The organism is Flavobacterium sp. DG1-102-2 (assembly GCF_033042555.1).
Taxonomy (GTDB): domain Bacteria; phylum Bacteroidota; class Bacteroidia; order Flavobacteriales; family Flavobacteriaceae; genus Flavobacterium.
In genome coordinates, this window is the sequence record NZ_JAWLIK010000001.1 from 558,160 (window position 1) to 582,178 (window position 24,019).

The following is a 24,019-nucleotide window of genomic DNA, read 5'->3' on the forward strand; positions in this document are numbered from 1 at the left end:
AATTTAATCAATTAATAATTGAGGGATAAACACTAAAAGACAAACTGATATCTTATTTTTTGAAATTGCACTTCGGGCGTAGATTCAATACGATCCTTGTATAAGGCGATAGCATCATGGCCGGCAATATACCTCAATTGATTGGTGCCGTCTGTAGCAGCATTATAGATGATTTGCGCAACGTCTTCTGCCTTTGTGTAATTGGCAATTTGTTCTTCACTATAACCTTCGCTTACTTTATCAATCAAACGTCTGTAAGCGTTGTGTGTCCCGCTGGCCATGGATCTGCCTGTAAAATCAGTTTGCATACCGCCGGGTGCCACTATTTTTACTTTAATATCAAACTGGGCGAGCTCATAAGCGATACCTTCTGAAAAACCATCTACGGCAAATTTGGTAGCATTATAAATTGAGCATGTAGGATAACCTACCAAACCGAACGTAGAAGTAATATTAATGAATGTCCCTGCCTGCCTATTTCTAAAATGAGATAGAAATGATTTAGTGACATTAATCACACCCGAGAGGTTGGTCGCAATTTGTTTCTGTATTTGCTCAGCACTAAATGACTCAAGTGGTCCAATTAGCCCATACCCTGCGTTGTTAAGCACTACGTCTACGTTATAATTTTCCAGAACATCACTAATTACACTCTCAATCTGATCTGTAAGTGTTACATCCATGGAGACCACGGTTACATTTTTCATTTTTGTAAGTTCGGTCTCATTGTGAGGATTTCGCATTGTCGCAATTACATGCCAACCTTTCGCAACAAATAATTTAGCTGCCGCTTTTCCAAGTCCTGATGATGCTCCTGTAATAAAAATTGTCTTTTGCATAATAAATAAGTTAAATATTTAATGCAAAGTTCTTTTAATAACCTACGGTATATGTATCCAAATTGGTTTGATTATAAGCCTAATTGACAGAGTCCCTGTAAAACTCAGCTAACATTTTGGATGATTATGCTGATGTGAGAATAGTTTAAAGCAAAAAAACTCTTCAGTTTCCTGAAGAGTTTTAATCTGTGGGCGATGAGGGATTCGAACCCCCGACCCTCTCGGTGTAAACGAGATGCTCTGAACCAACTGAGCTAATCGCCCTATTTTCCTAATTGGTAACCGTTATTTAGTTCCTTATTACGGGTGCAAATATACGCTTAGTATTTGTATTTGCAAGTCTTTTCCAAAAAAAATTACTGTTTTTTTATATCTTTTAGTACCGCCTTATCACTATGGCTTATAATTTCAAATATAACAGGTTCATTTTTAGAGGTAACAGCCTCTATAATATACAGCTTACCTCCTCCCGGATTTGGTTTATTACTTTTAGAAAAATCGACGTTTCCGTTTTCCAGACTATTTTTTACATCATCCATTGTAACCCATTTCTCATCAATAGTCGCCTGTGCCTGCTTGGATATTGTTAGCCCTTTTGCTTTGAAATCTTTTAAAACCCTGCAATTTGGCAAATAACAAAAGTCCTGTCCTCGTTTGGTAAATATAAAAGCGACAAGGAAAAAACCTAAGGTAAGTCCAAAAATATAATATGCTAATCTGTGTGTAAATTTCATTCTGTCTTGTTTTATTTAATCGTGAAGTTTCCTTCTTTTTCGCTCTGCACTTATAAGGTTAAGCTCCCTGCTCGTTTGTCCTGCAACTGAAGTATTCTCTTCTGCCCTTCTTATGAGATAAGGCATAACATCTCTTACAGGCCCAAAGGGAAGATATTTAGCAACATGGTAGCCATGTGCTGCCAGATTAAAGCTGATATTATCGCTCATGCCGTAAAGCTGTCCGAAAAATATCCTTTCATCCGTAGCAGCGATTCCTTTTTGTTTCATAAGCTCCATAAGCCTATATGAGCTGTCCTCATTATGTGTCCCTGCAAAAATTGCCATTGTATCTATGTGATCAACCATATATTTTATGGCGTCATCATAATTTATATCGGTAGCTTCTTTAGAAATACATATAGGCGATACATAACTCATTTCTTCTGCACGCTTGTTTTCTTTTTCCATATAAGCACCTCTTACAATCTTCATACCTATATAAAAACCTTCCTCTTTAGCCTGTTCGTGCAATTTTTTAAGATAATCAAGTCTGTCCCAGCGATACATTTGTAATGTATTATACACAATAGCTTTTTCCTTATTGTACTTGCGCATCATATCTGCCACAAGATCATCAGCTGCATCCTGCATCCAGCTTTCTTCAGCATCTATGAGGAGGGCAACATCATCCGTATGGGCTGCTTTACAAACAGTTTCAAAACGCTCCACTACCCTTTTCCACTCTGCGGCCTCTTCGACAGTAAATGTTTTTCCTTCACCTAATTTTACCCATAGATCAAAACGTCCAAAACCTGTTGGCTTAAATACTGCAAAAGGAATCGCATTTCTTTCTTTAGCAAATTCAATGGTCTTTAATGTCTTCTCTAATGCTTTGTCAAACTCTGATTCTTCTTCTTTAGCCTCTACCGAATAATCCAAAACAGACGATACACCTTTAGTAAACATTTTATCTACTACAGGCAGACAGTCTTCTTCGGTAGTACCACCACAAAAATGATCAAATACTGTAGCTCTTATAAGACCTTCTACGGGTAAGTGGACTTTTAATGCAAAATTGGTTACAGCTGTACCAATCCTTACCAATGGCTGCGAAGCTATCAGTTTAAACAGAAAATATGCCCTATCCAGTTCTGTATCGCTTTTTAGTGCGAAAGCATCGGCAGTATTATTGAAGATTTTTTCCATTGTCTTTAAAAAATTTGTGCAAATATAAAGACTGTTCAAGAATTTATAGTATTAATTACTTTATTTTGCTATTTCTTTAATCTGAAATCATGCAGGCACTTAAAACTACTGGCTATACCATATATTTTAATGAAGATTGCTATTCACATCTTCATCAAATTTTAATTGAGGGTAATTATTCAACTCTATTTGTTATTGTAGATTCAAATACTGCAAAATATTGCCTTCCAAATTTTCTTTCGCAAGTAGCTACAGAACTGCCTATTGAAATAATAGAAATTGAAGCAGGGGAAATAAATAAATCCATAGAGACCTGTATTGAAGTATGGCACGCATTGACTGAGTTGCATGCTGATCGTAAAAGTATTGTAATAAACCTTGGGGGCGGCGTAGTGACTGACCTTGGCGGATTTGTTTCTTCTACTTTTAAAAGAGGGATGGACTTTATAAATGTTCCCACTTCTTTATTAGCAATGGTAGATGCATCTGTAGGTGGGAAGACCGGTGTTGATCTTGGTAGACTTAAAAATCAGATTGGTGTTATAAATACTCCTGTTGCAGTTCTTGTAGACACAGCTTTTTTAGAGACACTTCCATCAAACGAAATGCGTTCAGGACTTGCAGAGATGCTGAAACACGGACTTATAGCAGACGCAGCTTACTGGAGGCAGTTCTCAGATCTCACCTCGCTTACCACAGACGATCTTGGATTACTCATATATCATTCTATAGAAATTAAGAACACATTTGCTGAAGAAGACCCTAGAGAAAAAGGAATACGAAAAGCACTTAATTTTGGGCATACTATTGGCCACGCAATAGAATCATATTGTTTAGCCAGTTCACAAAAAGAAACACTTTTGCATGGAGAAGCAATTGCTATAGGTATGATAATTGAAGCCTATCTGTCATTACAGCTCAATTTTATTTCGTCAGAAGAATATTATGAGATAAAATATATAATTACCGGTATTTTTGAAAAAGTATCATTTAACGATAAAGATGTAAATGAGATAATGAATTTACTTGTGCATGATAAAAAAAATGTATCTGGTGAGGTTCAATTTGTCCTGCTAGATAAAATAGGCAAAACCGTTATTAACAAAACCGTCGAAAACAGTTTGATTATCAAAGGATTTGAAGAGTATCAAAACTAACAATTTTTTAAGACATTTGTTTTTAAATACGAAGTAATATTTTTTACATTTGCCCTGATGAAAATGAATCACAACATGTTTTCCCTTTTCGGGACAATTAATAAAATAAGGGCTTTTGCAGACGCAGTTAAGTCGGCCTTTTTGATGCAAAAAATTGCAGACATGTCGGTAATGCATAATGAAAAATATTGCCTGGAAAAACTGCAGATAAGGTATGCAAATATAAGGGTTTGAAAATCAGATTATAATTTTAGGAAAACAATCTTATTTTTATAATCTTTTTTATCTCACTATTCTAAATGAACACAAAATATTTCGACCTAATAAACCAGACTTTTTACTTCCCTCAGGAAGAATTCACACTTAATAAAGATAACCTTCAGTTTCATAACATAGACCTTATGAAATTGGTGGAACAATATGGTACGCCATTAAAATTTACTTACCTGCCACAAATCTCTAACAATATCCGTAAAGCTAAAAGCTGGTTCAGGAATTCTATGGAGAAAAACAAGTATGACGGTAAGTACTATTACTGCTATTGTACTAAAAGCTCACATTTTGAATATATCATGAATGAGGCTTTTAAAAACAATATTCACATAGAAACATCGGCTGCTTTTGACGTTAACATAGTTGAAAAATTACTGGAAAACGGTAAAATAAATAAAAACACTTATGTTATATGTAATGGTTTTAAGAGAGAGCAGTATATAGATAATATTGCAAAACTTATAAACGGTGGGCATAACAAGACTATCCCTATTATTGATAACTTTGAAGAACTTGACCTGCTTCAGGACAAAATAGATGGAAAGTTTAAAATAGGAATCCGTATTGCAGCTGAAGAAGAACCTAAATTCGAATTTTATACTTCACGTTTAGGTATTGGTTATAAAAACATTCTTCCATTCTACAGGAAACAAATACACGAAAATAAGAATGTTGAGCTAAAAATGCTTCACTTCTTTATCAATACAGGAATTAGGGATACATCATATTACTGGAATGAACTTTCAAAATGTCTTAAGGTATATATCAGTCTTAAAAAAGAATGCCCTACCCTTGACAGCCTTAACATAGGTGGTGGTTTCCCAATCAAGAACTCTCTTGCATTTGAATACGATTACCAATACATGATCGACGAAATTCTTAACCAGATTAAGATCTCGTGTGATGATGCAGATGTTCCTGTTCCGAATATCTTTACCGAATTTGGTTCGTTTACAGTAGGTGAAAGCGGCGGTGCTATTTATCAGGTATTGTATCAAAAACAGCAGAATGACAGGGAAAAATGGAATATGATTGATTCTTCTTTCATTACAACGCTTCCTGACACGTGGGCCATCAACAAACGCTTCATTATGCTTGCTATAAACAGGTGGAATGATTCTTATGAAAGGGTTCTACTTGGAGGCCTGACATGCGATAGCGACGACTATTATAACTCAGAGCAGAATATGAATGCCATATACCTGCCTAAATACAATAAGGAAAAACCTTTGTATATTGGCTTTTTCAATACCGGTGCTTACCAGGAATCAATCGGTGGGTTTGGTGGTTTACACCACTGCCTAATCCCTCAGCCGAAGCATATATTGATAGATAGAGATGAAAATGGTATTATTGCAACTGAAGTTTTCTCAGAACAGCAACAGGCAGAAGAAGTCCTTTCGATACTAGGATATAATAAAGAAAAGAAATAAACATTTATATTTAAATATACACACAATGAGCAAAGGACCTATTAGCCAGTTTATTGAAAAGTACTATCTGCACTTTAACAGTGCTGCGCTGGTGGATGCCGCTAAGGGATACGAAAAGCAGTTGCAGGATGGTGCCCAGATGATGGTTACACTTGCAGGCGCTATGAGTACTGCAGAACTTGGAAAAATTTTCGCAGAGATGATCCGTCAGGATAAAGTACAGATTATTTCATGTACAGGTGCTAACCTTGAAGAAGATATCATGAACCTTGTTGCCCACTCTCACTACGAGCGTGTGCCAAACTACAGAGATCTTACTCCTCAGGAAGAATGGGATCTTTTAGAGCGTGGCCTTAACCGCGTAACTGATACTTGTATTCCTGAGCATGAAGCTTTCCGTCGCCTTCAAAAACATATTCATAAAATATGGAAAGATGCAGACGATAAAGGTGAGCGTTATTTACCGCATGAATTCATGTATAAAATGCTTCTGTCTGGCGTTTTAGAAGAATATTATGAAATTGATTTAAAAGACAGCTGGATGTATGCCGCAGCAGAGAAAAATTTACCTATTATTGTACCGGGATGGGAAGATAGCACAATGGGTAACATCTTTGCTTCATACGTAATTAAGGGAGAATTAAAAGCCTCTACAATGAAATCGGGTATAGAATACATGACTTTCCTTGCAGACTGGTATACAAAAAACAGCAGTAAAGGTGTTGGTTTCTTCCAGATAGGTGGAGGTATTGCAGGAGATTTCCCAATCTGTGTTGTACCGATGCTTTATCAGGATATGGAAATGCATGATGTTCCTTTCTGGAGCTATTTTTGCCAGATATCTGATTCAACAACAAGTTACGGTTCTTATTCAGGAGCTGTACCTAATGAAAAGATAACATGGGGTAAACTGGATATCAACACCCCTAAATTTATAATAGAATCTGATGCAACAATTGTTGCGCCTCTTATATTTGCTTACTTATTAGATTTATAATAGATTTATGAAAAGAGTTATAGTTGACTACGCAAAGCTAACTAATGAAATTTTAACCCTTTTGGTTGAAAAATTTCCTGACGGATATGATGATTCGAACATCGTCCGTTTTAAAAATGCAAAAAACGAAACTATTGAAGCTGTTGAAGTTAGAACTGAAGACACTATCTATCTTGTTAAAGTAAGTACTAAACTTGCAGACAGGATTGAGAACTTCGATGATGACGACATTGACGAACCGGCAGATGAAATCGACACATTAAAAGACCTGGAAATAGGTGACGATGATGATGACGATGATACTGTTGAAAAAGAAAACAGTGGTAGTGATGATTCAGCCGATGGAGAAGATGATGACGATGAAGATGATGAAGACAGAGAAGATCGTGATTACAGCGATGAAGATGATGAAGAAGACGAAGAAGACGAAGATTAATTTTTCGTAAAATTTATATAAAGAACTCTTAACAGAGTTCTTTTTTTGTTTGCAATCTTATATTTTTATAAAAAAAACAATATGAAATACTATACTCCCCTATTCGCCTTTGGATTATTATTGGCAGCTTCATGCCAAAAAAAAGAAGAAAAAACTGAATCTGAATCTGTAATAAAAGAAGTTATTACAGAAACAGCAAAAACTCCGGAGCTTCCTGAAAGTGGCAAAATGTGCTTTTTACAAATTGTATCTAAAGACACGCTTTCACTTACCATCGATAAAAATGGAGATAACGTAAAAGGGACTTATAGATCTGTACCCTATGAAAAAGACAAAAGGACAATTGTTTTTGAAGGAAATCTAAACGGAAATACTGTTACTGCAGTGGGGTCCGCTATGGGTGAAGGGCAAACACAAAAAGAAGAAATTATATTTACACTGGAAAATAACCAGGCCGGAATAAAATTTGGAGAAATGATACAGGGCGATGATGGCGTATACCGATATAAAAATAAAAACAGTGCTACACCGCTTTATATAAACAAAGTGGAATGTAACTAAAATAAAGGGCTGCAAATTGCAGCCCTTCTTGTTTCTATAAATATCGTTCTTTAAATATTTTGATGTGATGGTTTTGATGCCCTATCAACAAGAATCCAAAAGCGCGTACAGATACTGTATAACCAGATGCTGTACCCTTTTTTGAAAGATCATCTTCATTAAACGATTTAAACATCATTATCGTAGCGTGTCTCAATGCCGACATTTCAGTAAGCAAATCATTTATACTTCTGGCATCACCGTGGGCAACATTACCATATGAAGTTTCATCAAATCCCGGAAGTTCAGTTTCATCTGCCCTTGCAAAACGCAATGCTCTATAAACAAAAATCCTCTCGGTATCTATAAGATGCTGGATAATATCTTTTATAGTCCACTTCCCTTCAGCGTAACGATAATCATACTTATCCATAGGAATTTCGCGTACGAAATGTATTAGGTTATGGACACTGACTTCCAACTCTTCCGTTAGCGAGTACGTAGGATCAACCAAGTTAATGTAAGCTGATTGATACGGCGCATACTCATCAGGAGTAATATCTGTAATTTTCATTCTTTAAGCAGAATTTCTGCTGGCATTAATATTCCCAAACAGAGAACGGGTTACAATTTTTTCATAAACTTCCAGCTTAGATGCATCTTTACCATCATGTTTTATCTGACGTATCATATTAAGCGCATACTGCTGAATGGTAAGCAAAGGTAACACAATATGTTCTCTTAATTTAATAGAAGCCTTTCCATCAGGATAGTTTTCCATCAACTCATCGTAGCCGGATATTTTAAGCAGCAATCTTTTCGTCTCAAGGAATTCATTATAAATAATCTCCCAGAATTCCCCAAACTCGTCATCATTTTTCATGTAAGCCGTAAGCGGAAAAAATGATTTAGAAAGTGACATCATACTATTTTCAAGCAGTGTCCTAAAGAATAATGATTTATCATATAAAGCCTGAACTTCTTCCCACTTTCCGTTTTTTTCGTATTGACCCAATGCATAGCCCACACCGAAGAATCCCGGAACGTTTTGCTTAAGCTGACTCCACGAGCCTACAAAAGGAATTGCCCTTAACTCGCTAAAATCAAGCGTGGCAGATTTACTTCTTTTTGAAGGCCTGCTTCCTATATTTGTCTTAGCGTAATAATTCAACGTACTCATCTGTTCAAGATAAGGCAGGAACTTAGGGTGTTTTTTAAACGCTACATATTTTTCATAACCAAGCTTGGAAAGATCGCTCATGAGTTCGCGCTGCTCCTGGGTAAATTGCTTTTTCTCGTTATTGAATACACCATTAGTAATACCGGCGCTTAGCAGGTTTTCGAGATTGAATCTACAACTGTCCAGTGTGCCAAAATTTGAGCTTATCGTTTGCCCCTGAATGGTTATCTGGATCTCATTATTTTCTATCGTTGCTCCCTGAGATGCATAGTACTTATGAGTCTTCCCTCCTCCTCTTGCAGGCGGGCCTCCACGGCCATCAAAAAATACAACTTTAACATCATATTCCCTGGCCATACGGGTCAGGTTTTCTTTTGCAGTATAAATACTCCAATTAGCCATAAGGTAACCACCGTCTTTTGTTCCGTCAGAAAAGCCAAGCATAATAGTTTGTTTATTATTTCTAGCTTTTAGGTGTTTTGCATAAACTTCATTTATATACAACAACTCCATTATTGCGTGTGCATCTTCAAGATCGTCAACAGTTTCAAATAACGGCACTATATCTACAGGCAGGCTATCGACACCTAATAACCTGAACATTGCCAGTAATTCGAGAACATTTAATGCACTTTCATTATTACTGATTATATAACGATTACAACCCTGTTCGCCATTATTGTCCTGAATGGTTTTTATAGCCATTATCGACTCCAATGTTTTCTTCGTTTCTTCGTCTTCAAAATCAGAAGGATCAATTTTAGATTTTAATCTACTAAGTACTTTAATTTTTTCGGCTTCTTCAAGATTTTCATAGCCATCCAAGACCTTATCCTTTTTCGCAAGGTGTTCCACTACATCAGCAAAAACCTTATCATGAATCTTGCTGTTTTGACGGATATCCAATGAAGCAAAGTGATAGCCGAAAAGATTTACTTTATTAATAAGAGCATCTATCTCGTCAGAATACAATGCCTGATGCTCTTTCACGATCAAATCCCTTATAACTGACAATTCGTTTTTAAGTTCATCAAGCGAAATGTAAATTTCACCTTCAGAATAAAATACCGAACGGTATAGTCTTTCTTCTATAGCTGTCACTTTTTCGGCAACGCCGATAAAAGTAAGTTTACGTTTTAAATTTCTGATATCCTTATAGTAACACTTAAGAATTGATGTGCGTAATCTGTCTGCAACTTTCAGGGTAATTTCGGTAGTTACAAAAGGATTACCATCACGGTCTCCCCCCGGCCAAAAACCAAATGCGAGTACAGGATGTTTTAGCGCACCTTCTTTAAAAATCGCATCCTGAATATAAGAAGACATATCTCCCGCAGCATCATAAAATACATTTTCAAGATACCAGATAAGGCTTACTGCCTCATCATAAGGTGTTGGCTTCTCTTTCTTTATAAACGGCGTTTTACCCAACTGAGAAAGAAGGTTTTTCACCTCTGCGAGGTTATTATCTTTTATAGCCTTGGTAAGGTCTGTAATTATACCTAATACCGAACCAGGATAAAACTGGGTTGGATGCGCAGTAAGCACGGCGCGGACCTGAAAATCTTCAAGAAATTCACGCAGTTTATCCATTTCTCCTGAACTTTCGGCCTTATCACGGCTATAACGTAGAGAACCATTACCTTCAAGGCTATTAAGGCTTGTAAAAGCGGCGTCTTCAATTGCGTCAAAAAGTACAATCTGGCGTTCTACATATTGTATAAACCGAAACATCATACTAATCTTGTCGTCCTCATTGGCATCAGTCAGATATTTGTCTGCAAAGTCATTAAATATCTGTTCCGGGCTTTTATTATTTCTATAACCTTCATCACAAAGTTCTGAGAACAAAGGAAGTAAACTTCCTGTATTATCTATTGCCTGAAAAGGCAGTGTCATGAATATACTATTAAAAAGTTGGTATTTGAGCTGAACCTGCTCATTGAAACGTTCAATTCTTGTTGCGGGATACATAAAGTGTTTTTTGGTTGTATGAATTTAATAAAAAAACCCTCATATATTGCTATATGAGGGTTATAAAATTTTGATAAAGTCTTACAGATCTTTGAAGATCGTGTGCATAAGCCTTTTCTTATCGTTGATGCTTTCTTCAAGAGAGATCATCGTTTCAGTTCTGTAAACTCCTTCAATGTCATCTATCATGAAAATAACCTCTTTTGCATGTTTAGTATCTTTAGCCCTGATCTTACAGAAGATATTAAATTTACCTGTAGTAACATGTGCAACTGTAACAAACGGTATTTCGTTGATTCGCTCTAACACAAATTTAGTTTGTGAAGTATTATGAAGGAATACTCCAACATAAGCTATGAAAGAGTAACCTAATTTTTCATAATCCAATGTTAACGAAGATCCCATTATAATACCTGCATCTTCCATCTTTTTAACCCTTACATGGACAGTTCCTGCGGAAATTAAAAGCTTTTTTGCTATGTCAGTAAACGGAACCCTTGTGTTGTCAATCAGCATATCCAGAATCTGATGGTCAACTTCATCTAAACGAAACTTGCTCATAAATGTGTCTTTTTAAAGGTTATATTGGTTTCTTTAATTCAATTTTAAACCCTGTTATTAAAAAAAATTCATCTATAAGGATATTTTTCTACTTTATTTCCTTCCCGTTAACAAAATTTCTGTCTCCTCCGAAAGAAAAATCCGCTTTTTGTCCAATAATTGGTATTTTATTTAGCTCTTTGTCCTGGAATTCGGCGCCTGAAACGTCAAATTCTTCGTGACCACAAAGCCCTTCTAAATTACCTATTTCGCTAATTATAGCTTGAAAAATTACAGAATTCTCAAATAGCTCTTCCTTATATTGTGATGCAAAATTCGTTATTTTTTCTTTATTTTCATAATTTATTTTGACATTTTTGTACATCACGTCATAAAAAATAATCTTATTTTGAGGAATATTGAAATAATCTGTCTTTTTGTTAACAACTACAACGTTTTCGTAAATTGCATTAAATCCTGATAATAATGCAAAAAAGATATATTTCCTTGTTTGCTCCCTTTCATAATCATTTTGATAGTGCCCGGCCTCAAATAATATTGTAGGAACATTTAACGACTGAAACATATCGCCGATACAGTTTATATTAAAAGAATCGTCAAATCTGCCTACTTGCCCGGGTATGAATTGCTGTAATGTCTCATTCATGCATGCAATAACATTGATTGCCTTTTGACGAAACTCATTTATATCCCTTTCAATATTGAAGGAAGGTGCTAAAAACGAAACTGTGGCTGGCTTAGGTTTGTCACCTACTCCAAATATGGTACGCTGATCGTGCATGTTGTAGCAGTAATCAGGTTTAAACTCTTCGAAAAGCTTACGCAGCAACTGACTTTCCGGTTGGGTAAGATATAACGAATCTCTATTGAGATCAACTTCAACAGCGTTAGCCCTCGTATATAGCTTTGCTCCGTCAGGATTAAGCACAGGTAGTATTAAAAACGTAAATGCCTTTCTTAACTGATACGACAACTCTGTTTCATCATTAAGCAGGTTTAAAAAATCAAAAATAGCTTTGGTAGTAGTTGCTTCGTTGCCGTGCATCTGCGACCACATATAAATTTTAATCGGTCCGTTTCCTGCTGCTATACTATATATAGGGTCACCAAGAACAGAATTTCCTTCTACCTTAACCTTAAAGTTTTGTTTTAAATCTGCCAGTAATGGTTCAATATGTGTATTTGTAACATAGCGGCCATACAGCCTGCTCTCATTGTAATTTGAATGCAATTGCTCGAAATCCATGTGCTTATAAATTTGGTTACAAAAGTAAACATCTTAATATTTACAATTGTAAACAATGTAATTTAAATGGATGTTTACTTTTGTAAACATTAAAAAATTAAAATTAAGAAGACATCAATAACTAGTTTATTTTAATCAATTTATTATATCATATTCAATGATATAAGCTTAACAACTTAACTTTTATATTTATGTATTTTTCATTATTATTCATGTTTAATTTTTCATATATAATAATTGTTTACATTTGTAATACTACAATCTTTATAAATTAAGTTACAATGGTAAACATGGATGACTTTATAAAACGGCTCGAAACAATCTTGGAATTCTACGGATTATCTGCCTCTTTATTTGCTGATAAAATGGGAATTCAACGTTCTGGCCTTTCTCATTTGATGTCGGGGCGAAATAAGCCCAGTCTCGATTTTGTAATGAAAATTGTTGAAAATTTTCCGGATGTCGATTTCTATTGGCTGTTAAATGGCAATGGAGTATTTCCTAAATTAGAAGAAACGAATCGGAAAATTTTAGATGAAAGTAAAGCTGCTCCTCCTCTATTTTCCACAGATGCAGCTTCAATGGATTTGTTTTCATCTGAAGTGAATGAGATTGTAAAAGAAGATAAGACCGTAACAGATTTATTTTCGCAGCCGGAAATAATGAGTAATAAATCATTGGATAATGCCGAAATAACAAAGTCTAAAGGGATTGAGAGAATCGTTATCTTCTACACCAACGGTACATTTAAAGAATATACCGCCGAAAATTAAAAAACCCCGATAGCTTTATAAAAAGCTGATCGGGGCCATTAACCAATAAAACAAACACAAATTATCTTTAATGAGATAATCCCCTCTTCCCGGGGAATGATATTCAATATATACTTTATTGGTAATAAGGTATCATTCGTATTTCTCTTATTGTAAAGTTACCACTACCTAATGTTAATTACTCTAAACACTAAGTTAAACTATTCTTAATCATTCTTGTAACTATAGTTAGGATTATAACCTACAACATTTCGGGTCCTGTACTTCCTCTAGTAAGCACTCCAATAAAAAAATAAAAATTGCTAGTCTGCGGTACAACTATCATGATACCTTTCTTACTTCAGAGTATATAAAACCATTTATACACCAGCCCAATAGCTTAAAGAAAATAAATTGATATATTTTTTTCATAATCTTCTAAAACAGAGCTTTAAAAATACTATATATTTACATCACAAATATTATAGGATATGACCTTTACTGAGGCAGGTTTCCAGTTAAAAAAAAATGGTTTTACTATACTGGAAAACATATATACTAAGGAAGAAACTGAACAGATTATCAAGATCATTAATGAGGCCGACACAACTGCTGATACATTCAGAAAATCGTCTAATCTCTTTGCAATACGACAATTTTTAAAAGAAGTTCCTGAGTCGATTTCGTATATAATGAACTACAATCTGATTACCATGGTCAGGCAATTATTTGGAAATGAATATTTTGCTGTTAAATCAATTTATTTTGACAAACCTGGCGAGTCAAACTGGTTTGTAGCATATCATCAGGATCTTACCGTATCAGTTGATAAAAAACAAGAAACAGAAGGCTTTGGTCCCTGGACAGTTAAACAAAACCAGTTTGCTGTACAGCCGACATTAGACGTACTCGAAAACATCTTTACCATACGCATACATCTAGATGAGACCGATGAAAATAATGGTGCGTTAAAAGTTATTCCAGGCTCTCACAACAAACAAATCTACCGCCCGGAAACTATTGACTGGTCTAAAGAGAGCGAAGTTAATTGTAATGTTTCACAGGGTGGAATTATGATTATGAAACCTTTACTACTTCACAGTTCCGGAAAGACAACAAATAATGCCCGACGCAGGGTGATACATATTGAATTTAGTAATAAATCGTTACCGAATGACTTGCAATGGGCTGAATACATTAATGTTTTAAATACAGAAAGCCATGCTTAAAAGATTACTCAGCTTTTTTGTACCCATAAATATCTACAAGAAGAATTCCGCTTTCAGTAAAAAGCTCGAGGTTACATATAATAATGGCCAGCTTGTACTAGACTCTAAAAATACAAATTATTCGTATGGCAGCCTGCAGCGCATCCTGCGTAAGGGACTTGACTATATTGGTTTTGATAGAATAAGAGGATTTGAAAATATACTGGTATTAGGTGTGGCTGGAGGGAGTGTCATAAAAACCTTGACTGACGAAATACACTTTAAAGGAAAAATTACCGGTGTAGAGATCGATCCCGCTGCCATAGAAATCGCTAATAGATACTTCGGACTAGATAAAATTAGTAACCTGAATATTGTTGTAGAAGATGCATTTGAATTTGTATTGAAGACTAAAGAAAAGTACGATCTTATTATTATAGATATCTTTCAGGACACTGATATGCCTAACTTTTTATTTGAAGATTTCTTTATAAACAGGATTAATTTTTTACTCAATATAAATGGTTTTATTCTATTCAATACCATGACACTAAATGAAAAACACTTTGAAAGAAATATAAAATACAAAACTCGCTTTTGCGCCAATTATTCGGTAAGAATGTACCCAAAAGTAGAGGTGCATAATGAGTTGTTTACTATTAAAAAATTAGGAGAGTAATTACTCTCCTAACATCTTTTTTGCTTTCTCTAAATCTTCCGGGGTATCTATACCGATCCCTGCATGGCTGGTTTCTACCATCTTTATTTTCTTTCCATATTCCAGGTAGCGGAGCTGTTCTAGTTTCTCTGATCCTTCCAGCGATTGCATAGGCAAGTTATAAAAATCAAGTAATGCATGTTTCCTGAAAGCGTAGATGCCTATGTGACGAAAATACCTCACTCCTGCCTCCTTATCCCTTGGATACGGAATTACAGATCTTGAAAAATACAATGCAAAATTTTTCTGGTCTACGATAACTTTTACGTTGTTAGGGTTTTCGATATCATCCCAATCTGTAATGTGAATCATAACAGACGCTAAGTCAATTTCATGGGCAGTATCGCCTTTAAAAACCTGAAGCACGTCGGTCAGAGGTTCTTTATTGATAAAAGGTTCGTCGCCCTGCACATTTACTACAATATCAACATCCAGGTTTTCAATAGCTTCGGCAATACGGTCGCTGCCGCTTTCATGCTCTTTTATACTCATAATGGCTTTGCCGCCATTAGAAACGATTTCATCATAAATTATATCAGAATCGGTCACAACAAATACGTCATCAAAAAGTGCAGTATTGAGTGCCGCCTGGTACGTACGTGTAATGACAGTTTTGCCTCTCAGGTCCTGCATCAGTTTAGCAGGAAAACGGGTTGAAGCATATCTTGCGGGTATAACGGCTATGATTTTCATAATTATATATTGGTATTACTCTTCAAAATAATCATCTTTAAAACCTATGAGGTACAATCGGTCTTTGGCACGCGTTACAGCGGTGTAAAGCCATCGAATATAATCTTTTGTTATGCCATCCGGCAGGTAAGGCTGCTCTATAAATACCGTATTCCATTGCCCGCCCTGAGATTTGTGACAGGTTATGGCATAAGAGAACTTAACCTGCAAAGCATTAAAATGAGGGTTATTCTTAACCTTCATAAATTTTTTGTATTGCGCTTCGCCTTCATAATCCTTCAATACTTCCTGATACAGGCGGTTAGATTCATCATAAGTAAGTGATGGCGATTCACTTTCTATTGTATCCAGCAACAGATGTGTTTCAAACGGAGTCTGGTTAGGGTAATCTACCATTCGAATTTTAACACGCGCAAATTTAAAACCGTACAATTCTTCAATCCTGAAAATCTCCAGTATCTCGATAATATCGCCATTGGCAATAAAACCGGCTTCTGACTTTTCATTAAGCCAAAAATAGTTATTCTTGACCACCATCATATAATCACCTGTTGAAAGTTCACTTTCACGCGATAATATTCTGGTGCGTATCTGCTGGTTATATTGATTAGCACGTTTGTTAGAACGTACAATGAATGCAGTGTCTTCTATACTGTAATTACTATACGCCTGATCTATGGCGTCCTGAATATCATAACCATCTACAAGGCGTACAATATCTTTAAATCCTCTTAGCTTAAACTGAAAGGAATCAAAAAAAGCTGATTTAAGCGTTTCCCTCAATTCAGTAGCATTATAAAGTATCCCTGAATTTTCTTCCTGGCGCATTACCTCGTCCAGCTCAATATGTATTACATCTTTAAAATAATGCTTTGAAAGCGAATCAATATCAAGGGCAGGGCTTATGTCTGAATTTACAGGAGGCAGCTGTGCTGTATCTCCTATAAGTATCATTTTACAGTTCTTGCCGGAATATACAAAAGATACCAAATCATCTAACAAAGATCCATTTTCGTACATTTTCGATTCCTGTATCGAGTCCGATATCATAGATGCTTCATCTACCAGAAAAATAGTATTGGTAAGTTTGTTAGGCTGAAGTGTAAAACCAACGCTCCCCCCACTACCTTTTTTGGGGAAATAAATTCTTTTATGGATTGTAAAGGCAGGTTTGTTAGAATAGCTTGCAATTACTTTAGCGGCACGCCCTGTAGGCGCAAGCAGCACATATTTTTTATCGGCTTCCTGTAAGTGATTTACAATGGTTGAAATAATTGTAGTTTTACCTGTACCTGCATAACCTTTAAGTACAAAAATTTCATCGTTTGATGTAGACGTAATGAATTCAGCCGCCTTTTGCAAAAAGATGTCCTGTTTAACGGTTGGTTCAAACGGAAATTTTTGTCGGAGCAATTTATAAAATGGGGCAGAATTCATTAAATCAGGCAGGTATTATATTTATTAGCCCAAAGATAACATGAATTTAAAGATGTGCCCATCCTAAACCAAAAAAGAATGTAAATTTGCATTGAAACTCCGTTTTAATGAACAACACCATAACTTCAAGAAATTATAAAAAACTAGCGCTGCAGGTATCTGCCAGCGGAATGTCTTTTTGCTGTTTTGACACCCTTAATAGGGAAATAACACATATGGTTTCGGCTGCGTTCCCAAAATACAGCCCTATTGAAGAAGAATTATGGTCGGCTTTTGTAAAAAATCCACTACTTACAAATCCGTTTGACGAAATTGTTGTACTGCACAATAATAGTTATAACACTTTTGTGCCAACAGCTTTGTTTGATGCAAACTATCCGGGAAGTTACCTGCAATACAATACGAAGGTATTTGATACCGATTTTTTTGCAGTAGATGAGCTGGACAGTTACGAACTTAATAATGTTTATGTTCCTATGATGAATGTGAACAATTTCCTAATAGATCAATTTGGCGCTTTTGAATACAAAAATGCTAACAGTGTATTGGTTGCCAAATTACTGGATATTTCAAAGAATATAGATGAGAAACAGGTTTTTGTACATTTTCAGGATACTCACTTTGAAATTATAGTCGTACGAAATCAAAAACTGCTGCTATATAATTCATTCGAATATAAAACACCTGAAGACTTTTTATACTTTTTACTTTTCACGATGGAGCAGTTGTTCCTGAATCCAGAAACAGCAAGAGTATACCTGCTTGGAAAGGTTCTGGAAGACGATGCAAACTTTTCTATAGCTTACACTTACATAAGGCACCTGTCCTTATTTGACACAAAGCCATTACAACAAAAATGGAACACAGGAAGAAACGAAACATTACAACACTTTATACTATTTAACTCATGAGGATCATTTCGGGAAAATTTAAAGGGCGAAGGATAACTGCGCCAAAAAACCTGCCGGTGCGCCCCACGACAGATATGTCTAAAGAGTCGTTATTCAATATTTTAAATAATCGCTTTGATTTTGACGGCCTGAAAGTCTTGGACCTTTTTTCTGGAACGGGAAATATCAGCTATGAATTTGCATCGAGAGGCGCGGTAGCCATAACAGCTGTAGATGCTGATTTTGGCTGTATAAAATTTATAAAACAAACTAGCGCAGAATTTGAATTTAATATATCTGCGATCAAGAATGATGTGATTAAATTCTTAGGAGGCCATAAATCATCGTATGATATAATTTTTGCCGATCCTCCATATAATATGGATCAAAAGGTTTTTGAGGAAATAGTTACACTTGTTTTAGAAAACGAACTGCTTCAGCCTGATGGAATGATGATTATTGAACATTCTAAACACACTAAACTGAACCACATGATGAATTTTTCATTCCAGAAAAATTATGGCGGTTCTGTATTCTCTTTCTTTGAATTTGACGAAGAAATAGAAGATGAAAACATGGCTGACGACGAAGACAATATGTGAATTTTTATCTTAAAAAAATAGTAGAAAAACTATTATATTTGATTTTATATCTGCATTAATCAAAATGGAAGAAAATGAAACTATCATATATCGAAACGATAAATATAGTATTCTAAAGGTCATTGGTAAAGAATATATATTTACCAATAATTGGAAACATTTAATCTATTTGAAACAAAAAAATTGCGGCTGGGAACTTAATCAAGATAAGCTTTTTTTAATTTCTACTCATGCCGATATTAAATTATCAAAACCAATATTTGCAGTTTGGTTTACAGGTAAAATGGAATTCCAAATATTTAACAATGAAGATTACATTATATCTTATCAAAATTATTTAGCTTTAGAAGTGAGAAATGGATCTATAATCCATAGGTCAATTAAGAAAAAATTTAGCACTGACTTCTTAATTACTTTTGGAAAATATACAAACTGCTTATTTTCTGAAGTTTTAATTAGAAATCCAAGTTATATAAAATGGGCGATTATAAATGTAAGTAACTTTAGTATACCTCCAAATCTTCTTGAAAAAATAGAAAATTTTAATTTTAGACTAACAGAAGATATTAAATATAAGAATCTATTAAAATTTTTATCAAGATATAAGGTTGCATATCATCCAATACATCATATATATTCTCCTAATTTAAAAAATTTTGAACTATACGAAAAATACGGATACTATCTCGATGAAGACTATCCATACGAAAATGAATTTGATTAAAGAATTTCATCCATAAAAAATAGCAGGCCTGTAAGCCGGATTCTGTAACCCCGCCCTAAAGCGGGGTTTCTTATCATTTATCTAGTCCTTACATTACTGTAAGGATCAATCTGCCTACCCCCCGGCATTGGGCGGGCAGCCCTTAATTGCCGGTGTACATGGCATTTCACCACATAGAGTTTACCTGGTTTCACTACAGCATTATCTGTACATACTTTCTGTTGCACTTGTCCTCTTACGCCAAAGCGTAATGACGGGCGTTACCCGCTATGCTGCCCTACGGTGTCCGGACTTTCCTCCCTTATGCAATGCACAACGGCGATAAGACGGCCTGCGTGAGCAAAAGTAGTCTTTTAACCCAATGTGAGAAAGGATAAATCTATAAAGTATGTAAATATTATAGTTTCAGCCGCTTATGTTATGACATTTATACTGTGAGAAAATGTTTAACATTTCGTTGGCTTGCAAAAAAAGGCGAAAGCCGTAATTTTAAGTAAATAAAACAAACTAATTTAAAGGACAGCATTATGGACAGACAGATGTATCATTACGCTACAGTATCAAAAGCGTTACAGGAATTAAACGATAAAGGTTATACTACTGATTTTAACCTTGAAGAAGAACGTATAAAAACAAATTTTGAAGATTTTGAAATAGAGCATATTTACCGTTATGAGGGCGAAAGCGATCCTGGAGACGAAGCCACTGTTTACGGAATTAAGGAAAAAAGCGGAGAAAAAGGTGTTTTTGTAGTAAGCCCGGGCGCATTTAGCGAAGACGGTGCTGCGAAAGTATTACTTGATATGAGTATTAAAGGCAGGGCTGAACAGCAATAAGCCATGAACAGGTTGCAAAAAAAACTCGAAAAAATAGGGAGTGATCCTAAAATCACGGCAAAAGCCATTGGTCTGCGATATTCTTTAAAAGCTGATAAAGGTTTTTACAGAAAGCGCAAAGCCAATGGCTTTACTTATATAGATGAGACTGGTACTATAGTTAAAGATAAAGATGCGTTAGAACGAATAAAAAAACTTGTGGTTCCTCCCGCCTGGGAAAACGTATGGATATCTCCTTTTGAAAATGGACACCTACAGGTAACGGGGATTGATGTAAGAGGAAGAAAACAATACAGGTACCACCCGGACTGGAACAAAATACGCAACCAGTCAAAATTTTTCAGGCTGAGACGTTTCGCCTTAGCATTGCCCTCTATAAGAAAACAGGTAGAACAGGACCTTAACCGTAAAGGACTGCCTTATGAGAAAGTTGTTGCTCTGGTGGTAAAACTTATAGAGATGACAAACATACGTATAGGCAACGATGCCTATAAAAAATTGTATGGCTCATTTGGCCTTACAACATTAAGGGATAAACATGTAAAGTTTGAAGGCTCTACCGTGTGGTTTGAATTTGTAGGCAAAAAAGGAGTGAAACATAAAATTAAGCTGCAAAGCCGAAAAATGGCAAATCTTGTAAAAAAATGTCAGGATATTCCGGGTCAGGAGTTGTTCCAGTATTATGATGACAATAACCACAGGCACACAATAGGCTCAGCAGATGTAAATAATTACATTAAGAGCATAACAGGCGAAGACTTTACTGCAAAAGATTTTCGTGCCTGGGCAGGAAGTCTTAATGCACTATGTGCTTTTTTAGATGTTGGCGATTTTACAAGCGATACCGATTGCAAACACAAAATCGTGAATGTGATAGATTCTGTTGCCCAAAAGCTTGGCAATACGAGAACAGTATGCAAAAAATATTACATACACCCTACAGTTATCGCAACCTACGAAAAAAAACGTATTGAAAATTACAAACCCGGCAAAACCAAAAATGAGGAGTTTAACGCCAATGAAAAAGCGCTGCTCAGACTCCTTACAACCGAAGACATAGCAGAGGTCATCGCTTAATTAGACTTGAAGTAGTATTTCTAAAAGTGAATAGTATGTTTTTTTATACATTTACTTTCTTACATCATAGAAGAATGGAAAACTACAGCGTTGTATTATTTATACTGGCACTAATGCTTATACTTTCGGCAATTGCCGATAAGATAAGACTGCCCTACCCTATAATCCTTATTAGTGCTGGTATAGCCATTGGTTTTATACCTGCACTGCCCAAGGTAGAAATAAACCCGGAGATTATTTTCCTTATATTTTTACCGCCGCTTTTATATGATGCTGCCTTTAATATATCTGCAAGGCAGTTCAAAACAAACATGAGCACAATTACTGCATTGGCAATATCGTTAGTATTCTTTACAGTATTGGGTATTGCGGTATTCGCACACTATTGCATACCCGGCATGAGCTGGCCGCTAAGTTTTGTATTGGGTGCTATACTCTCGGCAACAGATGCCGTTGCCGCAATGAGCATTACTAAAGGGTTGGGGTTATCTCACAAAACAAATACTATCCTCGAAGGCGAAAGCCTTATCAACGATGCCTCTGCACTTGTGGCTTACCGATTTGCCGTAGCAGCGGTTACTGGTACTGCCTTTGTGTTTTGGCAAGCATCATTTGAATTTGCTTTACTTCTGGGAGGCGGTGTACTTATAGGAATGGTGATGGGCAAAATTTTGGCCTACATTATCGAAAAAATAAAAGACGACGCAATTGTTGTAATAAGCTTTATGCTTATAATGCCATTTGTTACCTACCTAACTGCGGAAGAATTGCACGTTTCGGGTGTAATAGCTGTGGTAACTTTAGGATTAGGCATATCAAGGTTTAGCACAAAGGTGTTTCCTGAACGTATCAAAAGCCAGTCAAAATCAATATGGGATATAATAATCTTTCTGCTAAACGGACTCATTTTTATTCTCATAGGCCTTCAGTTCCCATATTTGTTAGGTAGTATAGATAAAACTATGATCCTTCCATACATAGGCTATTCGTTCCTTATAACAATAGCGATATTAATTATCAGAATGATGCGGGTATTTATGCAGCAGGCGGGTCTGCAAAACGCATTAAAGAAAGGAAGGCGAAGAATAACAAAGCACGCTTTGCTTGACGCTAAAACAAGCCTCATCATTAGCTGGTCTGGAATGCGTGGTATAGTTTCATTGGCGATAGCTATAGGTTTACCCCATAAGTTGGGAGACGGCTCACCTTTTCCGCTACGTAACGAAGTAATCTTTATTTCTGTGGTTGTAGTACTAATTACTCTTATAGGCCAGGGGCTTACTTTACCGTGGCTGGTAAAGAAACTGACCAAAGACGAAAGCACTGAAATCTCCTAAAAAAAGATATAATTATTAAGCGGTAATAATGCTATTCCCTGCCGTAAAAATTTTATATTTGTATCTCTTTACAGCTTATGGAACAGTTTATAGTATCAGCCAGAAAATACCGCCCGCAAACCTTTAAGGATGTTGTTGGGCAGCAGGCCATTACAAATACATTACTGAATGCCATAGAAAACAATCACCTTGCACAGGCATTATTATTTACCGGTCCGCGTGGTGTGGGTAAGACAACATGCGCGCGTATTCTGGCCAGAAAAATAAACCAGGAAGGCTATGACGACCCGTATGAAGATTTTGCTTTTAACGTGTTTGAGCTGGATGCTGCATCTAACAACTCCGTAGACGACATCAGGAGCCTAATTGATCAGGTACGCATACCGCCACAAACAGGAAAATATAAAGTATACATTATAGATGAGGTGCATATGCTGTCTCAGGCTGCCTTCAACGCTTTTCTTAAAACGCTTGAAGAGCCGCCAAGACACGCCATCTTCATACTCGCTACTACAGAAAAGCATAAGATAATACCAACCATTTTATCGCGCTGCCAGATATTTGATTTTAAAAGGATTACCGTTAGGGATGCCAAAGACCACCTTGCAGAAGTGGCACGCAGCCAGGGAATTTCTTTTGAAGATGATGCCCTGCATATTATTGCCCAAAAAGCCGATGGTGCAATGCGTGATGCACTTTCTATTTTTGACAGGGTAGTTAGCTACTGCGGTACAAACCTTACCCGTCAGGCAGTTACAGAAAACCTTAATGTACTTGATTACGAGTATTATATCAAAGTCACTGAGCTTCTGCTTGAAAACAGGATACCTGAATTATTGCTAACGTATAACGAAATTTTAGCTAAAGGTTTTGATGGCCACCATTTTGTAGCAGGACTGGCATCTCATTTCCGTGACCTTTTAGTATCTAAAAATCCGGCAACACTTTCTTTGCTTGAAGCGGGTGAGGTGGCACAGAACTTATACAGGGAACAATCGCAAAAAGCAAGTCAGGACTTTTTGCTTAAAGCAATCGACCTTGCAAATGACTGCGACCTTAAATACAAATCCAGCCAAAACCAAAGGCTGCTTGTAGAACTATGCCTTATGCAGCTTGCCTCCATCACTTTTGATGGAGAAAAAAAAAAGCTGACCAATTTATAATCCCTCCTCATTACTTTAAAGATA

24 protein-coding genes, 1 tRNA gene and 1 other RNA gene are annotated in these 24,019 nt (G+C 36.0%); 15 read left to right on the top strand and 11 right to left on the bottom strand.

The genetic code is table 11. From position 1 onward, the window contains the following. Positions 1–32: 32 nt before the first annotated feature. The 4 genes from R1T16_RS02455 to R1T16_RS02470 form a co-directional block, all read right to left on the bottom strand. Positions 33–839 (bottom strand): SDR family oxidoreductase, encoded by an 807-nt coding sequence (locus R1T16_RS02455; RefSeq protein WP_317499473.1) that lies wholly within the window; start codon positions 837–839, stop codon positions 33–35. A 189-nt stretch (positions 840–1,028) separates the two neighbouring features. After that, a tRNA-Val gene (locus tag R1T16_RS02460) sits at positions 1,029–1,103 on the bottom strand. Between the two features lie 92 nt (positions 1,104–1,195). Then, complete coding sequence (locus R1T16_RS02465; RefSeq protein ID WP_317499474.1) at positions 1,196–1,573, bottom strand: DUF4258 domain-containing protein; 378 nt, start codon at positions 1,571–1,573, stop codon at positions 1,196–1,198. 15 nt (positions 1,574–1,588) lie between these two features. Beyond that, the gene (locus R1T16_RS02470) at positions 1,589–2,761 is read right to left on the bottom strand and encodes a proline dehydrogenase family protein (RefSeq protein ID WP_317499475.1); all 1,173 of its coding nucleotides are present in this window, start codon (positions 2,759–2,761) and stop codon (positions 1,589–1,591) included. An 89-nt stretch (positions 2,762–2,850) separates the two neighbouring features. Here R1T16_RS02470 and aroB point away from each other — a divergent pair, with 89 nt between their 5' ends. From aroB to R1T16_RS02495, 5 genes are all read left to right on the top strand, one after another. Next, positions 2,851–3,918, top strand: a complete 1,068-nt coding sequence (gene aroB / locus R1T16_RS02475; RefSeq protein WP_317499476.1) for a 3-dehydroquinate synthase — start codon at positions 2,851–2,853, stop codon at positions 3,916–3,918. A 299-nt stretch (positions 3,919–4,217) separates the two neighbouring features. Next, on the top strand, positions 4,218–5,624 hold the full coding sequence (locus R1T16_RS02480; RefSeq protein WP_317499477.1) for an arginine decarboxylase: 1,407 nt from the start codon (positions 4,218–4,220) through the stop codon (positions 5,622–5,624). A 25-nt stretch (positions 5,625–5,649) separates the two neighbouring features. Continuing rightward, positions 5,650–6,621 (top strand): deoxyhypusine synthase family protein, encoded by a 972-nt coding sequence (locus R1T16_RS02485; RefSeq protein WP_317499478.1) that lies wholly within the window; start codon positions 5,650–5,652, stop codon positions 6,619–6,621. A gap of 7 nt (positions 6,622–6,628) precedes the next feature. Further along, positions 6,629–7,057, top strand: a complete 429-nt coding sequence (locus tag R1T16_RS02490; protein WP_317499479.1) for a DNA primase — start codon at positions 6,629–6,631, stop codon at positions 7,055–7,057. Positions 7,058–7,138: 81 nt separating this feature from the next. After that, a complete protein-coding gene (locus tag R1T16_RS02495) occupies positions 7,139–7,618 on the top strand; it encodes a hypothetical protein (protein WP_317499480.1) in 480 nt (159 codons plus the stop codon). Between the two features lie 34 nt (positions 7,619–7,652). On the opposite strand, the gene R1T16_RS02500 is transcribed toward R1T16_RS02495, so the two are convergent. The 4 genes from R1T16_RS02500 to R1T16_RS02515 form a co-directional block, all read right to left on the bottom strand. After that, on the bottom strand, positions 7,653–8,171 hold the full coding sequence (locus R1T16_RS02500) for a DinB family protein (RefSeq protein ID WP_317499481.1): 519 nt from the start codon (positions 8,169–8,171) through the stop codon (positions 7,653–7,655). A gap of 3 nt (positions 8,172–8,174) precedes the next feature. Then, complete coding sequence (locus tag R1T16_RS02505; RefSeq protein ID WP_317499482.1) at positions 8,175–10,751, bottom strand: phosphoenolpyruvate carboxylase; 2,577 nt, start codon at positions 10,749–10,751, stop codon at positions 8,175–8,177. Between the two features lie 81 nt (positions 10,752–10,832). Next, positions 10,833–11,312 (bottom strand): Lrp/AsnC family transcriptional regulator, encoded by a 480-nt coding sequence (locus tag R1T16_RS02510; protein ID WP_026300077.1) that lies wholly within the window; start codon positions 11,310–11,312, stop codon positions 10,833–10,835. Positions 11,313–11,400: 88 nt separating this feature from the next. Next, positions 11,401–12,558, bottom strand: coding sequence for a M14 family metallopeptidase (locus R1T16_RS02515; RefSeq protein ID WP_317499483.1), 1,158 nt, complete (start codon positions 12,556–12,558; stop codon positions 11,401–11,403). Positions 12,559–12,839: 281 nt separating this feature from the next. On the opposite strand from R1T16_RS02515, the gene R1T16_RS02520 reads away from it, so the two are divergent. The 3 genes from R1T16_RS02520 to R1T16_RS02530 all read left to right on the top strand — a co-directional run bounded on the left by R1T16_RS02520 (position 12,840) and on the right by R1T16_RS02530 (position 15,197). Then, positions 12,840–13,331 carry a helix-turn-helix domain-containing protein gene (locus R1T16_RS02520; RefSeq protein WP_411162010.1) on the top strand — a complete coding sequence of 164 codons (492 nt, stop codon included), beginning with the start codon at positions 12,840–12,842 and terminating at the stop codon, positions 13,329–13,331. A 470-nt stretch (positions 13,332–13,801) separates the two neighbouring features. Then, positions 13,802–14,539, top strand: a complete 738-nt coding sequence (locus R1T16_RS02525; RefSeq protein WP_317499485.1) for a phytanoyl-CoA dioxygenase family protein — start codon at positions 13,802–13,804, stop codon at positions 14,537–14,539. Beyond that, a complete protein-coding gene (locus R1T16_RS02530; RefSeq protein ID WP_317499486.1) occupies positions 14,532–15,197 on the top strand; it encodes a fused MFS/spermidine synthase in 666 nt (221 codons plus the stop codon). Before R1T16_RS02525 ends, R1T16_RS02530 begins: the two co-directional genes overlap by 8 nt. Here the strand turns inward: R1T16_RS02530 and kdsB are convergent, their stop codons facing one another. Together kdsB and R1T16_RS02540 are read right to left on the bottom strand one after the other, a co-directional pair. Next, entirely contained in the window at positions 15,198–15,929 is a 732-nt protein-coding gene (gene kdsB / locus R1T16_RS02535; protein WP_317499487.1) for a 3-deoxy-manno-octulosonate cytidylyltransferase, read from the bottom strand. A gap of 15 nt (positions 15,930–15,944) precedes the next feature. Then, the gene (locus R1T16_RS02540) at positions 15,945–17,366 is read right to left on the bottom strand and encodes an ATP-dependent RecD-like DNA helicase (protein WP_317499488.1); all 1,422 of its coding nucleotides are present in this window, start codon (positions 17,364–17,366) and stop codon (positions 15,945–15,947) included. Between the two features lie 107 nt (positions 17,367–17,473). Here R1T16_RS02540 and R1T16_RS02545 point away from each other — a divergent pair, with 107 nt between their 5' ends. The 3 genes from R1T16_RS02545 to R1T16_RS02555 all read left to right on the top strand — a co-directional run bounded on the left by R1T16_RS02545 (position 17,474) and on the right by R1T16_RS02555 (position 19,582). After that, the gene (locus R1T16_RS02545) at positions 17,474–18,277 is read left to right on the top strand and encodes a DUF3822 family protein (RefSeq protein WP_317499489.1); all 804 of its coding nucleotides are present in this window, start codon (positions 17,474–17,476) and stop codon (positions 18,275–18,277) included. Further along, entirely contained in the window at positions 18,274–18,858 is a 585-nt protein-coding gene (gene rsmD, locus R1T16_RS02550; protein WP_317499490.1) for a 16S rRNA (guanine(966)-N(2))-methyltransferase RsmD, read from the top strand. The genes R1T16_RS02545 and rsmD overlap by 4 nt, the downstream gene beginning before the upstream one ends. Before the next feature lie 64 nt (positions 18,859–18,922). Next, positions 18,923–19,582, top strand: coding sequence for a hypothetical protein (locus tag R1T16_RS02555; protein ID WP_317499491.1), 660 nt, complete (start codon positions 18,923–18,925; stop codon positions 19,580–19,582). 15 nt (positions 19,583–19,597) lie between these two features. Here the strand turns inward: R1T16_RS02555 and rnpB are convergent. Continuing rightward, an RNA gene (gene rnpB / locus R1T16_RS02560) (RNase P RNA component class A) lies at positions 19,598–19,920 on the bottom strand. A 189-nt stretch (positions 19,921–20,109) separates the two neighbouring features. Here rnpB and R1T16_RS02565 point away from each other — a divergent pair. From R1T16_RS02565 to dnaX, 4 genes are all read left to right on the top strand, one after another. After that, a complete protein-coding gene (locus R1T16_RS02565) occupies positions 20,110–20,418 on the top strand; it encodes a hypothetical protein (protein ID WP_317499492.1) in 309 nt (102 codons plus the stop codon). A gap of 3 nt (positions 20,419–20,421) precedes the next feature. Further along, entirely contained in the window at positions 20,422–21,495 is a 1,074-nt protein-coding gene (locus R1T16_RS02570; protein ID WP_317499493.1) for a DNA topoisomerase IB, read from the top strand. 74 nt (positions 21,496–21,569) lie between these two features. Continuing rightward, positions 21,570–22,832: a Na+/H+ antiporter gene (locus R1T16_RS02575; RefSeq protein ID WP_317499494.1), complete on the top strand. Its 1,263-nt coding sequence runs from the start codon at positions 21,570–21,572 to the stop codon at positions 22,830–22,832. 77 nt (positions 22,833–22,909) lie between these two features. Beyond that, entirely contained in the window at positions 22,910–23,995 is a 1,086-nt protein-coding gene (dnaX, locus tag R1T16_RS02580) for a DNA polymerase III subunit gamma/tau (RefSeq protein ID WP_317499495.1), read from the top strand. Positions 23,996–24,019 lie beyond the last annotated feature (24 nt).

What these genes read in the sequence shown, in the direction of transcription:
- R1T16_RS02455 (WP_317499473.1), bottom strand. Translation starts at nt 839, where the DNA reads ATGCAAAAGACAATTTTTATTACAGGAGCATCATCAGGACTTGGAAAA.
- R1T16_RS02465 (WP_317499474.1), bottom strand. Translation starts at nt 1,573, where the DNA reads ATGAAATTTACACACAGATTAGCATATTATATTTTTGGACTTACCTTA.
- R1T16_RS02470 (WP_317499475.1), bottom strand. Translation starts at nt 2,761, where the DNA reads ATGGAAAAAATCTTCAATAATACTGCCGATGCTTTCGCACTAAAAAGC.
- aroB (WP_317499476.1), top strand. Translation starts at nt 2,851, where the DNA reads ATGCAGGCACTTAAAACTACTGGCTATACCATATATTTTAATGAAGAT.
- R1T16_RS02480 (WP_317499477.1), top strand. Translation starts at nt 4,218, where the DNA reads ATGAACACAAAATATTTCGACCTAATAAACCAGACTTTTTACTTCCCT.
- R1T16_RS02485 (WP_317499478.1), top strand. Translation starts at nt 5,650, where the DNA reads ATGAGCAAAGGACCTATTAGCCAGTTTATTGAAAAGTACTATCTGCAC.
- R1T16_RS02490 (WP_317499479.1), top strand. Translation starts at nt 6,629, where the DNA reads ATGAAAAGAGTTATAGTTGACTACGCAAAGCTAACTAATGAAATTTTA.
- R1T16_RS02495 (WP_317499480.1), top strand. Translation starts at nt 7,139, where the DNA reads ATGAAATACTATACTCCCCTATTCGCCTTTGGATTATTATTGGCAGCT.
- R1T16_RS02500 (WP_317499481.1), bottom strand. Translation starts at nt 8,171, where the DNA reads ATGAAAATTACAGATATTACTCCTGATGAGTATGCGCCGTATCAATCA.
- R1T16_RS02505 (WP_317499482.1), bottom strand. Translation starts at nt 10,751, where the DNA reads ATGTATCCCGCAACAAGAATTGAACGTTTCAATGAGCAGGTTCAGCTC.
- R1T16_RS02510 (WP_026300077.1), bottom strand. Translation starts at nt 11,312, where the DNA reads ATGAGCAAGTTTCGTTTAGATGAAGTTGACCATCAGATTCTGGATATG.
- R1T16_RS02515 (WP_317499483.1), bottom strand. Translation starts at nt 12,558, where the DNA reads ATGGATTTCGAGCAATTGCATTCAAATTACAATGAGAGCAGGCTGTAT.
- R1T16_RS02520 (WP_411162010.1), top strand. Translation starts at nt 12,840, where the DNA reads ATGGTAAACATGGATGACTTTATAAAACGGCTCGAAACAATCTTGGAA.
- R1T16_RS02525 (WP_317499485.1), top strand. Translation starts at nt 13,802, where the DNA reads ATGACCTTTACTGAGGCAGGTTTCCAGTTAAAAAAAAATGGTTTTACT.
- R1T16_RS02530 (WP_317499486.1), top strand. Translation starts at nt 14,532, where the DNA reads ATGCTTAAAAGATTACTCAGCTTTTTTGTACCCATAAATATCTACAAG.
- kdsB (WP_317499487.1), bottom strand. Translation starts at nt 15,929, where the DNA reads ATGAAAATCATAGCCGTTATACCCGCAAGATATGCTTCAACCCGTTTT.
- R1T16_RS02540 (WP_317499488.1), bottom strand. Translation starts at nt 17,366, where the DNA reads ATGAATTCTGCCCCATTTTATAAATTGCTCCGACAAAAATTTCCGTTT.
- R1T16_RS02545 (WP_317499489.1), top strand. Translation starts at nt 17,474, where the DNA reads ATGAACAACACCATAACTTCAAGAAATTATAAAAAACTAGCGCTGCAG.
- rsmD (WP_317499490.1), top strand. Translation starts at nt 18,274, where the DNA reads ATGAGGATCATTTCGGGAAAATTTAAAGGGCGAAGGATAACTGCGCCA.
- R1T16_RS02555 (WP_317499491.1), top strand. Translation starts at nt 18,923, where the DNA reads ATGGAAGAAAATGAAACTATCATATATCGAAACGATAAATATAGTATT.
- R1T16_RS02565 (WP_317499492.1), top strand. Translation starts at nt 20,110, where the DNA reads ATGGACAGACAGATGTATCATTACGCTACAGTATCAAAAGCGTTACAG.
- R1T16_RS02570 (WP_317499493.1), top strand. Translation starts at nt 20,422, where the DNA reads ATGAACAGGTTGCAAAAAAAACTCGAAAAAATAGGGAGTGATCCTAAA.
- R1T16_RS02575 (WP_317499494.1), top strand. Translation starts at nt 21,570, where the DNA reads ATGGAAAACTACAGCGTTGTATTATTTATACTGGCACTAATGCTTATA.
- dnaX (WP_317499495.1), top strand. Translation starts at nt 22,910, where the DNA reads ATGGAACAGTTTATAGTATCAGCCAGAAAATACCGCCCGCAAACCTTT.